Below are 12,895 nucleotides of genomic sequence, written 5' to 3' on the forward strand. Positions count from 1 at the left end.
ACTTCCGCATACAACTCGCGAGTGACATCAGGCAAGACGCCAAACCAAGCGTGAAAAGCTGGGCGAGCTTGGTGAAGCAGCATGCCAAGGCCATTGAGGGTTGGATTGCCACGCAAGCGGGCCGCTTTAAGTAAGGGTGTTTCTAGTGGGATGTAAACCGCATCGCAAACGAGCGCTTCAACAGGTAAATTGTTCAAGCTCAAATCTAGGGCGGGCTCCCCGTGCATGCCTTGGTTGGTTGTGTTCACAAGCAAGGCGGCGCCTGTTAGAGCATCCTCGCGAGCCTCCCATTTCACACTGGTAACAGCAGGGCCAAACGCTTGGGCAAGTTCTTCAGCTTTGCTGTGTGTGCGGTTGACGATTCGAATGTCGGTAGCGCCTGCGTCTAGCAGGCTGACCACCACGCCCCGAGCCGCCCCGCCCGCACCCAGCACAGCAATGGGGCCAGTATTGGCATGCCATGCGGGTTGAGATTCCAGCAGGCTTTGGATAAAGCCAAACCCATCGTTGTTATAGCCATGCAGAGCTCCGTCGGGTTGCACCACGATGGTGTTGATCGCCCCCATACGCTTCGCAAGCGGGTCAACCCAATCTACATACGCCATGGCATTGATTTTGTGAGGAATGGTGATGTTGCACCCTGCAAGCCCCAGAGCTTGCAGTCCACGGATGGCAGCTTCTAGGTTGATTGGGTTGACTGGAAATAGCCCGTAAGCACCTTCTAAATGGTGTTCACGTATCCAATGGTTGTGGATGAGTGGGGATCGTGAATGGGCCACAGGCCAGCCCATGACCCCGGCGATAGTGAATGATTTTTTCATGAATTTACTAAAGAGTATTCACATGTTAGCAATTGTGATGACGCGCTTGGGTTGATCCAAGTAAGCGCCATTCCATTAGGAAGCACATTCAGAAAATACGCTAAGTGGTTGCATTGAATGAACTTTTTTTTACAAATAAACAACAAATTCTTTCGTTCGTGTAGATTTTGGGGGTTTGTTTGATAAAATTTGAATAAGGAGTTCATATGTCTAATCAATCTGATTCGCTCGAAAGTGTTGTCATCGGTGACGGCGTTGTCGTCAAAGGTACCTTCACAGTTCCATCAAAAGCCATCATCAATGGTGTTATCGAGGGTGATTTAACAGCAGAAGAGGTCTTGATCGGCCCAACTGGCAAGATCACTGGGCGAGTTTCTGCCAAAGTGATTGACGTGCGTGGACAGTTGCACAACACCATCATTTCTGAGAAGAGCCTGATTGTTCGCTCTACCGGCAAAATTGCAGGCAAAGTTCAGTACTCGGAAATCGAGATTGAAAAGGGCGGCGAGATTGAAGGTACCTTGAGTCAAGATGCCAACGGTCCAGTAATGCAAGTGGGCGGCGCCAAAGCCGTTTAACTCTCAGCATTTTTTACCATGATGCTTCGACTTGCCACTGCTGCGCGTTTGCTTCCCGGATTTATTGTCCGTGGATGGACGCGCCAGTACGAGGATGCACGAATCATTCTCGAGCAAAACGGCGATCTTCATTACCTCAACATCAGCGCCAAAATGCAGCGAATTTTGGTGCGCGGCGGCATTTTGGCGACGGGCGTCATGCTCATCTCTATCTTCGTTCTGCTGATTACCAGTGTGAATCTGATGATCAGTCGCACCAAGCTTGAGCGCTCCCATGAAGAAGTCTATCGCGCCTTACTTAGCAGCGCTTCTGACTCTGAAAACGCCGAACAACTCACCATGAATGATGAGCAAATGGTCGCCTTGGCGCAGACTATTCGCGATCGAGATATGAGTATTCGCCGTTTCGTGGATACATCCATGGTCGCGGTGTCGCAAGAAAACGTGACGATGAAGTCGCAACTTGAGTCATCTGGTTTGACTGAAAAGATTGTGAAGATCATTCAGCAAAATGCAGCCAATGGCGGCTTCAACTTAGAGGATGACCTCAAAAGCAATCCTTTGCTGCGCGGCAAAGTTGCCGACGAGTTGTCCACCAACCGTGGGTTGCGTGAAGTGCTTTACGCCTTGCCCAGTGTGATGCCAGTTCCCAATTACAGCGTGACGTCTGATTTTGGTGTGCGCCGACATCCTTTGACAGGTCAAACTCATTTCCATACGGGCTTAGATTTGTTAAGTCAGACTGGTGATGAAAAAGTTCATCCAGTCAAGCCAGGCGTGGTCGTTTTGGCCCAGTTTCATACACAGTATGGCAACACGGTCGTAGTTCGGCACACCAATGGAGTTGAATCGCTTTATGCCCATATGGCTAACATTGAAGTGAAATTAGGTGATAAGGTCACCCATGAGTCTGTGTTGGGCAATATTGGCAGCACAGGTTCCTCGTCAACAGGTAAGCACTTGCACCTGGAAATTTTGATTGGTGGTTATCCAGTCAACCCGCAAAAAGTTATACGGACGGCACAATATGTTCAACAAATCCAAAACCAACAACGTTAATCCAACTCAAGCGGGTGAACAGGCCCCTGACGCAGAAGACTTGAACAATGACGTCGAGAACGAAGACGAGTTGAACGAGGCTGTGACGCAGCCCGCAACCAATGCCATTTCCCAACCAACCCAGCGAACCAGCATGATGGACATGATCACAACTGCCGCCACAAAGCCTTCAATTCTGAGTGAAGGTTTCTCCTTTCGCGGTGAAATTGCTGCCAAAGGCGCGATCCACGTCGAGGGTGCTCTGAACGGCCAAATTCAAGTGGATGAGCTGACCATTGGTGCACGAGGTCAAGTTGAAGGTGTGGTGACTTGCAGCAGCTTGCACATCAAAGGCAAATTCTCAGGCACGGCAACATGCAATGAACTGATCGTCACATCCTCTGCGTCAGTGGATGGCCACGTGGTCTATCAAACCTTGTCTGTTCAAAAGGGCGCCTCGATCAAGGGCGAACTATTGTTGATTAAGTAATTTAACCAAGCCCAAACTGGTCACCGTTTGTCCATGAGCCAAGAAGATATCTACATCAACGGTGGTTTGCTTCGCTTGCGGCGTGAGGCCAGTGGTTGGGCTATCAACGACATGGCGATACGTGCTTGTTTGTCAGTCAAGCAAGTTCGGCAGTTAGAAGATGGTGGCATGAGCTCCTTCTACAGTCAACCTGTCAAAGTCACCGCAGCAAAGAAGGTCGGCGCGATATTAGGTTTATCTCCCGAAGAAGTTCTTGCCAAGGACGCAGAGCCTTCTCAAGAGCCTGAAGCGATTGAGACAGAACTTTTCCAGCATGCAGAAGACAAGGATTCAATTGTTACCAATGCAGCCTTGGCGCCTGTGACACTTCCAGAAGCGGTTGAAGCTCAAGTCGAAGCACCTGTTCATGTGGCTAAGAAATTAGCTACAGCACCCGTAGTCGAAGAGCCAAAATCTAAATCGTCTCTATGGCTGATCGTTGTTTTGTTTGCCGCTGCTTTAGCGGTGGCTGCTTATATGCAGCCGCACGAAGAACCAGCGTCTGAGCCAGCGCCACCGCTGCAAGTAGTGCCATCCGAAGAGCCTGCCAATGCTGCAAGCGCCGCAGATGTGTCTGCCTCTACACCAGCTGAAGGGGCATCCATGGCAACTCTTGGAGCAAGCTCACCTCGCATGGATGCAGTTGTCGCGGCCCCGATCACGGCTCGTTCGGCTAGCCCATTGACAGCCACTTCTGCCCCAGCAGCCGCTGCCAGTAAAGCCCCTTAATATTTTTTGCCCGTTTAAAAGCCGCTTGTAAGCGGCTTTTTTTAGTTCTTCGAACCTAGTGCAAGTGCTTCTTCACGGCTTGTCATAAGTTCTTGAGCGTGAGGTTGTTCCAAGGGCCACCCCCCCATGTGCGATTGACACAAGTCATGCATGCCTTGCACCCATGTGTCGCTGTCGTTCAAACAGGGGATGTAATGAAACGTTTCGCCACCCGCGTGTAAATAAGTTTCTTGAGCTTCTTGAGAAATCTCTTCCAAGGTTTCAAGGCAGTCGCTGGTGAAGCCAGGGCAAATTAAGTCGACGCGCTTCACACCTTGTTCAGCCAAGGCGATGAGCGTTGGCTCTGTGTAGGGCTCCAGCCACTTGGCTTTGCCAAAGCGAGATTGGAAGGTAACCATGTATTGCGCTTTGCTGAGTCCCAATGCTTCACCCAATAAACGTGCGGTTTTGTAGCACTCGCAGTGGTAGGGATCGCCTAAGTGCAGGGTGCGTTCTGGCACGCCGTGAAAGCTCATCACCAAACGTTCAGGCTGACCGTGCGCAGCCCAGTGGGCGCGCACGCGTTCAGCCAATGCCGCAATGTAAGCCGGATGATCGTGGTAGTGGTTGATGAAACGGAACTCAGGCAACAAGCGACTTTGCAGACCCCAGTGGTAAACCGCATCAAACACGCTGGCGGTCGTTGTGCCTGAGTATTGGGGATAGGCGGGCAGTATCAAGATGCGCGTGTGGCCTTCGGCCTTGAGGGTATCCAGTTGGCTGGCGATGGATGGGTTGCCGTAGCTCATGGCGTAGCGTACGGTCACTGCCTGGCGGTGGTTATTGAAAACCTTTTGTAAGGCTTGTGCTTGCTTGTCAGTCCAAATCTTCAGTGGGGACCCTTCAGCTGTCCAAATGGTGGCGTATTTGGCCGCTGATTTAGCAGGCCGCACACGCAAGATGATGCCGTGAAGAATAGCCAACCACAACAGACGTGGAATTTCCACCACGCGGTGGTCACCCAAAAATTCGGCAAGGTAGCGGCGAACAGCAGACGCTGTGGGCGCATCGGGCGTACCTAAGTTGCACAACAACACGGCAGTGCGTGGGGCTTGTCCGTGCGTGAAGGGAGGCTCGGGGGTAAAGGCGGGTTTAAACATGATGATGTATTCTCCCCCAGCATGCTGAATATTTCAAAAATCCAAGCCATTTCCTTAGACCTAGATGACACTTTGTGGCCTGTTTGGCCCACCATTTCCCGTGCGGAGGTGGTTTTGCAAGATTGGCTGGCGTTACACGCGCCTCAAACAGCGGAGTTGTGTGCGGATCCGGAGATGAAAAAACGCATCCGAGCCGAGGTGAGTCAGCGCCATGCTGATAAAACACATGACTTGAGTTTTTTGCGGCGCGAGTCCATCCGGGAAAGTTTGATACGTGCTGGTGATGCCCCCCAATTGGCCGATGCTGCATTTGAGGTGTTCTTTGCCGAGCGTCAAAACGTCACTTTGTATGGCGGGGTGGAGCAAGCGCTTGCGCGTTTATCCAAACGCTACCCGCTGGTTGGTTTATCTAACGGTAATGCAGATGTGTTTCGCACCGCGGCTGGACCTTTCTTCAAAGCGTCGCTCAGTGCGCAATCGTTTGGCGTGGCCAAGCCAGATATGCGCATTTTTCATGCAGCCGCAGCGCTGCTGAATGTGCCTGCTGAATCGGTGTTGCATCTTGGTGATGACGCCCACGCCGATGTGATGGGCGCCATCAATGCCGGCATGCAAACGGCCTGGGTCAATACCCAGGGCCATGACTGGCCGCATGACTCAGCGCAGCCCTTAACGGTGGGTCACTTGGCTGATTTGTGTGACCACTTGCTGGCCTGAGCGCACAGCCCCTTCTAGCGTGGACGGGTAGGGGCCACAGATGAAGTCGCCACAGGCCCAAAGGCCTTGGGCTACAAAAGGTTCTGGCCTATCGAGCATAGGGATGCAGGCGAGTGTGGCGCGTTTTTCGACCACGGTTTGCACAACCTCAACGTTTACCAGTCCCAGTTGCTTGCAGGCTTGTTCGTGCACTAGTTCGGTCACGTCATCGCGCTCAGTTGTGCAAGCGCTGACCACCGCAGCTAACAAACCGTGCTGTTCAGACAGAGCGCCTTTGTCAAAAACAAATTGCGCAGGCGCTTGTGCATGGCTGTGTAAGGCCATCATGGGCCGAGCTAGTCCATTGAAGCCTACGTCTTTGCAATGCAAATACACGGTGGCTATAGCCTTGTGCGTTAGCTCTGCGCATGATAGGGCCCACTTTGGCGCGATGTCGGCGGCGAGGCGCGCTGCCTCCCAAGGCGGGCAAGCAAGCAGCACGGCGCTATCCGCTGACGCTGCGTGTTGCAGAGCCGACACTTGGGTGGCAGAGACTCTCGTTCCCAGATGAATGTCTGCCCCACGCGTTCTGAGCCATTCCACACAAACATTTGGCAGCAGTTCACCCAAATCCACTCGCGGCACCAGCAGGTCAGAACTACCCAAACCACCCAGCAAGGCATCGTGCAGCACGCGCAAAAACACCTTGGCACTGGCGTGATTCAAAGGGGTGTTGAGGGCAGACAAACACAGCGGCTCAATGAGTTGCGTCATCACCCGAGGACTTAGCCTGGATGCGTTGCACAGTTGCTCGACAGTCCACGTAAGGTCGCACTCAAACCGAGCGCGATGCCACCCCCAAGCGGCTTGCATGAGGCTGGCTTTGTCTTTTAAATTCCAACCTTGCGCACGGCTTAAGCCAGCGAGCATATTGAGCGGCAGTGGCCAATTGGGAAGGCTGAGGCCTTGACCATCGGCAAAGCGCAAATCAAGTGGAATGCGTTTCAGCAGTTCGTCAGGTTTTAAGCCGACGGTGCGCATGAGGGCCAATGTGTTGCTATAGGCGCCAATCAGCACATGCTGACCATTGTCCAAAGGCTTGCCTGCAAAGCTTTGCTGCAGGCTACGGGCGCGACCACCGGCGATGTTGGACGCTTCAAACAACTGCACATGCCAGCCTGCTTGCGTAGCGGCCACGGCAGCGGCCAAACCTGCCCAACCCGCACCCACGATGGTCAGTTGCTTCATGCGATTGTTGAAAGTTTAAAAGCGGCCCAGCGCTTGCATCTTCCAAGCGAGCCAGAGTTTATGCAGAGGTGTGAGGGTTACACGTTGGGTGAGCACTGGAAACTTCTTGGCCTCAATTTCGCGCAACAAGGTGCGGTAAATGCTGGCCATCATCAAGCCTGGCTTTTGGTGTTTCCAGTCGTCGGCAGGCAGCAGCGCTAAAGCTTCGTTATACAAAGCATGTGCACGCGCGGCTTGAAACTGCATGAGAGCTTGAAAACGCGCTGAGTCCAAGCGGTTCAGAACTTCGTGCGCCTTCACATCGAACTGCTGCAGTTCATTGACGGGCAAGTAAATGCGGCCACGCAGGGCGTCCTCACCCACGTCACGGATGATGTTGGTTAGCTGAAACGCTTGTCCCAGTTTGTGCGCATAGGCTGTGGTGTCTGCATCGGTTTGGCCAAAAATTTTGGCTGATACTTCACCCACCACGCCTGCCACCAAATGGCAGTAGCGCGTGAGGTTGGGATAGTCGAGGTAGCGGGTTTGCGTCAGGTCCATTTCGCAACCCTCAATCACCGATTGCAAAGAGGCTTCCTCAATGCCGAACTCAGCCACCAGCGGCATCAGTGCTTGGGTGACGGGGTGGTTGGGCTTACCCGCAAATGCTTGGTGCACTTCGTTGTGCCACCACGCTAGTTTGCTAGCGGCCACGCCAGGGTCGGTGACCTCGTCCACCACATCGTCCACCTCGCGGCAAAAGGCGTAAAACGCCGTGATGGCAGCGCGGCGCTGGGGTGGCAAAAAAAGGAAGGCGTAATAAAAGCTGCTGCCTGAAGCAGAGGCTTTTTGCTGAACATAGTCTTGAGGTGTCATGTGTGCCTGATTATCGGGCACACAAGGTTTGCTGACCTCAAAGGCTTTGATGACATGAAGTCACTCACATGACTAGGCAGCGCCAAGCGATACGCGCGAAGTCAGTCTTTTTAAGTTTGGGGCGTTCCAGCTGCCTGTGGTCAGCGGTGTTAGCGCGCGCATCAAGTTTGTCCAAGATGCGCAAGCCGCCTTGCACCATTGCTCGCAGTTCCCAGCCTGCGCGGCCTTTGACGCGACGCGCCAGTGGGGCGCCTTGCATCATCAACTCGCGTGCAAACCGCAGCTCTTGTTTTAGGGTGTGACCCTGGGGCAAATAGTCGCGGCCGCGTTGCAGGTCTTCGGCGCGGTCTTGCCAAAAATTGATGAGTTGCAAGGCGGTGCAAATAGCGTCGCTTTGTGTAAGTGACGCGTTGTCGTTCACGCCGTACAAATGCAACATCAAGCGGCCCACAGGGTTGGCGGAGCGGCGGCAGTAGTCCAGCAGCTCGGCACGGTGGCGATAGCCTTGGCCCACGCTGGTGTAAACCACGTCTTGTTCAAAGGCGTCCAGCAAATCAAACAGGGGTTGAGCGGGTAAGTGGTGTTGCGCTACCGCGTGTTGCAAAGCTGCAAAAATTTTGGGCCACTGCGTGCTCATTGAGTCGCTATGTTTGAGGCAACTTTCTAGGTCTGCGCGGTATTCGCCTAAAGCATCCAAGCGATGGTGTGCAGGGTCGTTGCCTTCGTCTGCCAAGTCATCGGCCGTTCTTGCAAAGTGGTACAGCGCTGCCACCGCGGGGCGCAGTCTAGCGGGGCATAGCCAAGATGCGACAGGGAAGTTTTCGTAGTGGTCGATGCTTGACATATGGGGGTGAATTGTCGCTCTCCCTTTTGAACGCAAAGTGAATTGAGATCAGCTACATTAATAACCAATCAGTCATTAATAAAGTCAATACTTTATGTTGTATCAAAAATTGCTTTCTCACCGTTTATCAATTGTGGTTTTATTAACCCTTGCCTTGGCCGCTTGCGGCAAGGGGCCGGCACCTCTTGAGCCAGTGCGTGCGGTCAAAGTCATGACGGTGGGCGAGTCCAGTGCCACGACCGACCTAGAGTTTTCAGGCGAGGTGCGCGCTCGCATCGAGTCCAATTTGGGTTTTAGAGTGGCTGGCAAACTGCTGAGCCGGCCAGCTGAAGTTGGCCAACGCGTCAAGGCCGGTCAGCTTTTGGCGCACATTGACCCGCAGGATTACCGCGCGACCGCCGATGCCGCCGAGGCGCAATTGGTGGCCGCTCAAACCAACCGCGATGTGGCGGGCGCAGACTTCAAGCGCTACCAAGATTTACATGCACAAGGCTTCATCAGCCTGGCCGAGTTGCAGCGCCGGGAGTCGGTCTACATATCGGCTCAAGCGCAATGGAAGCAAGCCCAAGCACAAAGCTCGGTGCAGGGAAACCAGTCGGGCTACACCCGTTTGCTAGCAGATGGTGCGGGCATCGTCACCTCGGTGGATGCCAGTGCAGGCCAAGTGGTGGCTGCTGGCCAACCCGTGGTGCGCTTGGCTTTGGACGGGCCGCGTGATGTGGTGTTTTCGGTGCCAGAAGACAAGCTGGGTTTGTTAAAAACAGGCGATAAAGTGAAGATCCGCCAATGGGTGGACGGCAAAGTACTAGAAGCCGTCGTGCGCGATGTTTCGGCCAGCGCAGACGCTGTGACGCGCACGTTTGTAGCCAAAGCTGCACTGCCCAATGATGCCGCGCCTGTGTTGGGCTCCACCGTCAGCGTGAGCTTGGGCATTGCCAAAGAGGCGGCCAAAACCATCAAGCTGCCCACCAGCGCTTTGCGCTTAGAAGCAGGCGCCACTTCGGTCTGGGTGTTTGACCCAAACACCATGACCGTCAAAGCGAAGGCCATACAGGTGAATACCGCTGAGGGCAACGAAGCTGTGGTGTCGTCAGGCCTACAAATCGGTGACCAAGTGGTGCTGTCGGGCGTGCATGTGTTGACCGCTGGTCAAAAAGTGTCGGTGTTCGGCGCAACGAAGTAAATTGAACATGGGCGATAAATTCAACCTTTCTAAATGGGCGCTGGACCATCCAGCACTCACTCGCTACTTGATGGTGGTGCTCATGGTGTTGGGCGTGGCGGCCTACTTTCAACTGGGCCAAGACGAAGACCCGCCTTTCACCTTCAGGGCCATGGTGGTGCGCACCTATTGGCCTGGTGCCACGGCACAGCAAGTGGCTGAGCAAGTCACTGATAAGCTGGAGCGCACTTTGCAAGAAGTGCCCTATGCCGACAAGATTCGCAGCTATTCCAAGCCTGGCGAATCACAAATCATTTTCCAAATCAAAGACTCTTCTAAGCCATCCGATGTGCCCAATGTTTGGTACTCGGTGCGCAAGAAGATTGGCGACATCCGATACACCTTGCCGCCTGGTGTGCAGGGGCCGTTTTTTAACGATGACTTTGGCGATGTGTATGGCGTGATCTACGCGCTTGATGCACCAGGCTTCACGCCTGCCGAAGTGAAGAAGTTTGCCGACAACGTGCGCCAACAACTGCTGCGCGTGCCCTATGTGGCCAAGGTCGAGCAGTTTGGGGTGCAAGATGAAAAAATCTTCATCGAAATTCCACAAAAGCGTTTGGCGCAACTGGGCTTGGACGTAGGCGCTGTGTTGTCGCAACTGAGCCAAGAAAACGCCGTCGAAAACGCAGGCACAGTGCAAGCGCCGCTCGATGTGTTGCAAGTGCGCATTGGCGGTCAGTTTGAAACCGAAGCGCAGCTGCGTGCCATGCCCATTCGCGGCAGCTCTGGCCAACAAACCAAACTGGGCGACATTGCCACCATCACGCGTGGCTACGTAGACCCTTCCACAGTCAAGGTGCATCACCAAGGTAAGCCCGTTGTCGCGCTGGGTGTGTCGATGGCCAAAGGTGGTGACATCATCGCCTTAGGCAAAGCTTTGGAGGTGGCCACCACGCGCATTGAAAAAACATTGCCTGCGGGCGTGAGTTTGCTGAAAGTACAAGACCAACCCAAGGCGGTGCAAAAGTCGGTGGGCGAATTTGTAAGCGTGCTGATTGAGGCTGTGCTGATTGTGTTGGCGGTCAGCTTTGTGGCTTTGGGTTTGCACAAAGGCGGGCGCTTTGGCTGGTATGTGGACATGCGGCCCGGCTGGGTGGTGGCCATCACCATTCCGCTGGTGTTGTCCATGACCTTTTTGGCTATGAACTATTTGGGCATTGGCTTGCACAAAATTTCGCTGGGCTCGCTCATCATTGCGTTGGGCCTGTTGGTGGATGATGCCATCATTGCGGTGGAGATGATGGTGCGCAAAATGGAAGAGGGCTACGACCGCGTGCGTGCCGCCACTTTTGCGTATGAAGTCACCGCCATGCCCATGTTGACTGGCACGCTGATCACCGCTGCAGGCTTCTTGCCGATTGGCATGGCCAAGTCAACCGTGGGTGAGTACACCTATGCCATCTTCGCCGTCACCGTGATTGCGTTGGTGCTCAGTTGGTGGGTGTCGGTGTACTTTGTGCCTTATTTGGGTACTTTGCTGCTGAAGGTCAAGCCCCAAGGTGAACAAGCTGGTGAGCATGAGTTGTTTGACGGCCCGTTCTACCGCCACTTCCGTACCGCAGTGACTTGGTGTGTGGAATACCGCTGGAAAGCCATTGGCATCACCCTGCTTATTTTTGTACTTGGCATTGTGGGCATGGGCCGTGTGCAGCAACAGTTCTTCCCAGACTCCAGCCGTCCCGAAATTTTGGTTGACTTGTGGTTTCCAGAAGGCACCGCATTCAAAGCCAACGAGGCCGTGACGCAAGCGGTCGAGCAGCGCTTGCTCAAAGAGCAAGGCGTGCAAAGCGTGAGCACTTGGATTGGCTCAGGTGTGCCGCGTTTTTACTTGCCACTCGACCAAGTGTTTCCACAAACTAACGTCTCGCAAATCATTGTGATACCCGAGAGTTTGCAGCGTCGTGAGTCTTTGCGTTTGGCCTTGCCTGCGGTGCTGGCGCAAGAGTTTCCAGAAGCGCGTGCGCGTGTAAAACTGCTGCCCAATGGCCCGCCTGTGCCATACCCTGTGCAGTTCCGCGTGGTGGGGCCAGACCCCAAAGTGTTGCGCTTGCTGGCCGACGAGGTGAAGGCGCAAATGCGCGATAGCAACAGCACCCGCGGGGTCAACGACAACTGGAACGAAGCCATCAAAGTGGTGCGCCTTGAGGTGGACCAAGCCAAAGCGCGAAGCTTGGGCGTGACCAGTCAGTCCATCGCTCAAGCTGTGCGTACCTTGTTGGTGGGCTCGAACGTGGAGCAATTCCGTGAGGACAACAAGCTCATCGACATCGTGCTGCGCCAACCCCTGCACGAGCGTGATGCCATTAGCGACTTGGCCAGTGCCTACGTGCCTACGTCGTCGGGCCGCATGATCCCGCTCACGCAAGTGGTGAAACCCGTGCTGTCTTGGGAGCCCGGTGTGATGTGGCGTGAGGGGCGTGAATACGCCATCACGGTGCAGTGCGACATCATCGAGGGCCTGCAAGGTGCCACCGTCACGCAGCAGTTGCAGCCAGACTTGAAGAAGCTCGAAGCCACATGGCAAGAGAGTGGCATGCAAAGCTACCGCATTGAAGTGGCTGGCGCGGTGGAAGAAAGCGCCAAGGGCTCCAGCTCCATTTCCGCTGGCTTGCCTGTGATGCTGTTCATCACCTTTACTTTGCTAATGCTTCAGCTGCATAGCTTCAGCCGTGCCTTGCTGGTGTTTCTCACCGGCCCGCTCGGCTTGGCGGGGGTGGCTGGCGCTTTGTTGGTGCTCGATCGTCCTTTCGGCTTCGTGGCTTTGCTGGGCGTGATTGCCTTGATGGGCATGATTCAGCGTAACTCTGTCATCTTGATTGACCAAATTGAGCAAGATCGAGCCAGTGGGGTGCCTGCTTGGGAGGCTATTGTGGAATCTGCCGTGCGCCGTTTGCGCCCCATTGTGCTGACGGCTGCGGCTGCCGTGCTGGCCATGATCCCGCTCACGCGCAGCGTGTTTTGGGGTCCCATGGCGGTTGCCATCATGGGTGGCCTCGTTGTCGCCACCGTCTTGACGCTATTGGCCTTGCCAGCTATGTATGCTGCGTGGTTTAAGGTTGAAAAGCCGTCTAAAATGTCCAGCTGACCGATTTCAAGCGGGTGGTCTTTATAGGGCCACCCGTTGTTATTTAAATACCCGCGCGGGTGGCGAAATTGGTAGACGCACCAGGTTTAGGTCCTGACGTCCGCAAGG

Annotated in this window: 12 protein-coding genes; 7 read left to right on the forward strand and 5 right to left on the reverse strand. The window is 54.4% G+C overall.

Annotated elements, in window-relative coordinates; translation table 11 throughout:
• A partial coding sequence (locus tag ABWP81_RS11085; RefSeq protein WP_353141780.1) for a shikimate dehydrogenase occupies positions 1–821 on the reverse strand: 821 nt, incomplete at its 3' end.
• 206 nt (positions 822–1,027) lie between these two features.
• Between ABWP81_RS11085 and ABWP81_RS11090 the strand changes: the two genes are divergently transcribed.
• The 4 genes from ABWP81_RS11090 to ABWP81_RS11105 are packed head-to-tail and all read left to right on the forward strand — an operon-like array spanning position 1,028 to position 3,695.
• Complete coding sequence (locus tag ABWP81_RS11090) at positions 1,028–1,399, forward strand: bactofilin family protein (protein ID WP_353141782.1); 372 nt, start codon at positions 1,028–1,030, stop codon at positions 1,397–1,399.
• An 18-nt stretch (positions 1,400–1,417) separates the two neighbouring features.
• A complete protein-coding gene (locus tag ABWP81_RS11095; protein WP_353141784.1) occupies positions 1,418–2,458 on the forward strand; it encodes a M23 family metallopeptidase in 1,041 nt (346 codons plus the stop codon).
• A complete protein-coding gene (locus ABWP81_RS11100; protein WP_353141786.1) occupies positions 2,427–2,927 on the forward strand; it encodes a bactofilin family protein in 501 nt (166 codons plus the stop codon). Before ABWP81_RS11095 ends, ABWP81_RS11100 begins: the two co-directional genes overlap by 32 nt.
• Positions 2,928–2,960: 33 nt before the next feature.
• Positions 2,961–3,695, forward strand: coding sequence for a helix-turn-helix domain-containing protein (locus ABWP81_RS11105; protein ID WP_353141788.1), 735 nt, complete (start codon positions 2,961–2,963; stop codon positions 3,693–3,695).
• Between the two features lie 41 nt (positions 3,696–3,736).
• Here ABWP81_RS11105 and hemH read toward each other — a convergent pair whose 3' ends face one another.
• Complete coding sequence (gene hemH / locus ABWP81_RS11110; RefSeq protein ID WP_353141790.1) at positions 3,737–4,834, reverse strand: ferrochelatase; 1,098 nt, start codon at positions 4,832–4,834, stop codon at positions 3,737–3,739.
• 21 nt (positions 4,835–4,855) lie between these two features.
• Here hemH and ABWP81_RS11115 point away from each other — a divergent pair, with 21 nt between their 5' ends.
• The gene (locus tag ABWP81_RS11115) at positions 4,856–5,551 is read left to right on the forward strand and encodes an HAD family hydrolase (RefSeq protein ID WP_353141792.1); all 696 of its coding nucleotides are present in this window, start codon (positions 4,856–4,858) and stop codon (positions 5,549–5,551) included.
• Here the strand turns inward: ABWP81_RS11115 and hpnE are convergent.
• From hpnE to ABWP81_RS11130, 3 genes are all read right to left on the reverse strand, one after another.
• Positions 5,504–6,778, reverse strand: coding sequence for a hydroxysqualene dehydroxylase HpnE (hpnE, locus tag ABWP81_RS11120; protein ID WP_353141793.1), 1,275 nt, complete (start codon positions 6,776–6,778; stop codon positions 5,504–5,506). The two genes, ABWP81_RS11115 and hpnE, sit on opposite strands and share 48 nt — an antisense overlap.
• Positions 6,779–6,793: 15 nt before the next feature.
• On the reverse strand, positions 6,794–7,633 hold the full coding sequence (hpnD, locus tag ABWP81_RS11125; RefSeq protein ID WP_353141795.1) for a presqualene diphosphate synthase HpnD: 840 nt from the start codon (positions 7,631–7,633) through the stop codon (positions 6,794–6,796).
• 64 nt (positions 7,634–7,697) lie between these two features.
• Positions 7,698–8,477: a squalene/phytoene synthase family protein gene (locus ABWP81_RS11130; protein WP_353141796.1), complete on the reverse strand. Its 780-nt coding sequence runs from the start codon at positions 8,475–8,477 to the stop codon at positions 7,698–7,700.
• A 94-nt stretch (positions 8,478–8,571) separates the two neighbouring features.
• Here ABWP81_RS11130 and ABWP81_RS11135 point away from each other — a divergent pair, with 94 nt between their 5' ends.
• Positions 8,572–9,660 (forward strand): efflux RND transporter periplasmic adaptor subunit, encoded by a 1,089-nt coding sequence (locus ABWP81_RS11135; RefSeq protein WP_353141798.1) that lies wholly within the window; start codon positions 8,572–8,574, stop codon positions 9,658–9,660.
• Between the two features lie 7 nt (positions 9,661–9,667).
• A complete protein-coding gene (locus ABWP81_RS11140) occupies positions 9,668–12,787 on the forward strand; it encodes an efflux RND transporter permease subunit (RefSeq protein WP_353141800.1) in 3,120 nt (1,039 codons plus the stop codon).
• Positions 12,788–12,895: the final 108 nt, after the last annotated feature.

The organism is Limnohabitans sp. (assembly GCF_040401135.1).
GTDB lineage: Bacteria > Pseudomonadota > Gammaproteobacteria > Burkholderiales > Burkholderiaceae_C > Limnohabitans.

Bases quoted from the DNA above. Each gene is read 5' to 3' on its own strand.
- ABWP81_RS11130 (WP_353141796.1), bottom strand. From the start codon at position 8,477: ATGTCAAGCATCGACCACTACGAAAACTTCCCTGTCGCATCTTGGCTA.
- ABWP81_RS11100 (WP_353141786.1), top strand. From the start codon at position 2,427: ATGTTCAACAAATCCAAAACCAACAACGTTAATCCAACTCAAGCGGGT.
- ABWP81_RS11095 (WP_353141784.1), top strand. From the start codon at position 1,418: ATGATGCTTCGACTTGCCACTGCTGCGCGTTTGCTTCCCGGATTTATT.
- ABWP81_RS11090 (WP_353141782.1), top strand. From the start codon at position 1,028: ATGTCTAATCAATCTGATTCGCTCGAAAGTGTTGTCATCGGTGACGGC.
- ABWP81_RS11135 (WP_353141798.1), top strand. From the start codon at position 8,572: ATGTTGTATCAAAAATTGCTTTCTCACCGTTTATCAATTGTGGTTTTA.
- ABWP81_RS11140 (WP_353141800.1), top strand. From the start codon at position 9,668: ATGGGCGATAAATTCAACCTTTCTAAATGGGCGCTGGACCATCCAGCA.
- hpnD (WP_353141795.1), bottom strand. From the start codon at position 7,633: ATGACACCTCAAGACTATGTTCAGCAAAAAGCCTCTGCTTCAGGCAGC.
- hpnE (WP_353141793.1), bottom strand. From the start codon at position 6,778: ATGAAGCAACTGACCATCGTGGGTGCGGGTTGGGCAGGTTTGGCCGCT.
- ABWP81_RS11105 (WP_353141788.1), top strand. From the start codon at position 2,961: ATGAGCCAAGAAGATATCTACATCAACGGTGGTTTGCTTCGCTTGCGG.
- ABWP81_RS11115 (WP_353141792.1), top strand. From the start codon at position 4,856: ATGCTGAATATTTCAAAAATCCAAGCCATTTCCTTAGACCTAGATGAC.
- hemH (WP_353141790.1), bottom strand. From the start codon at position 4,834: ATGTTTAAACCCGCCTTTACCCCCGAGCCTCCCTTCACGCACGGACAA.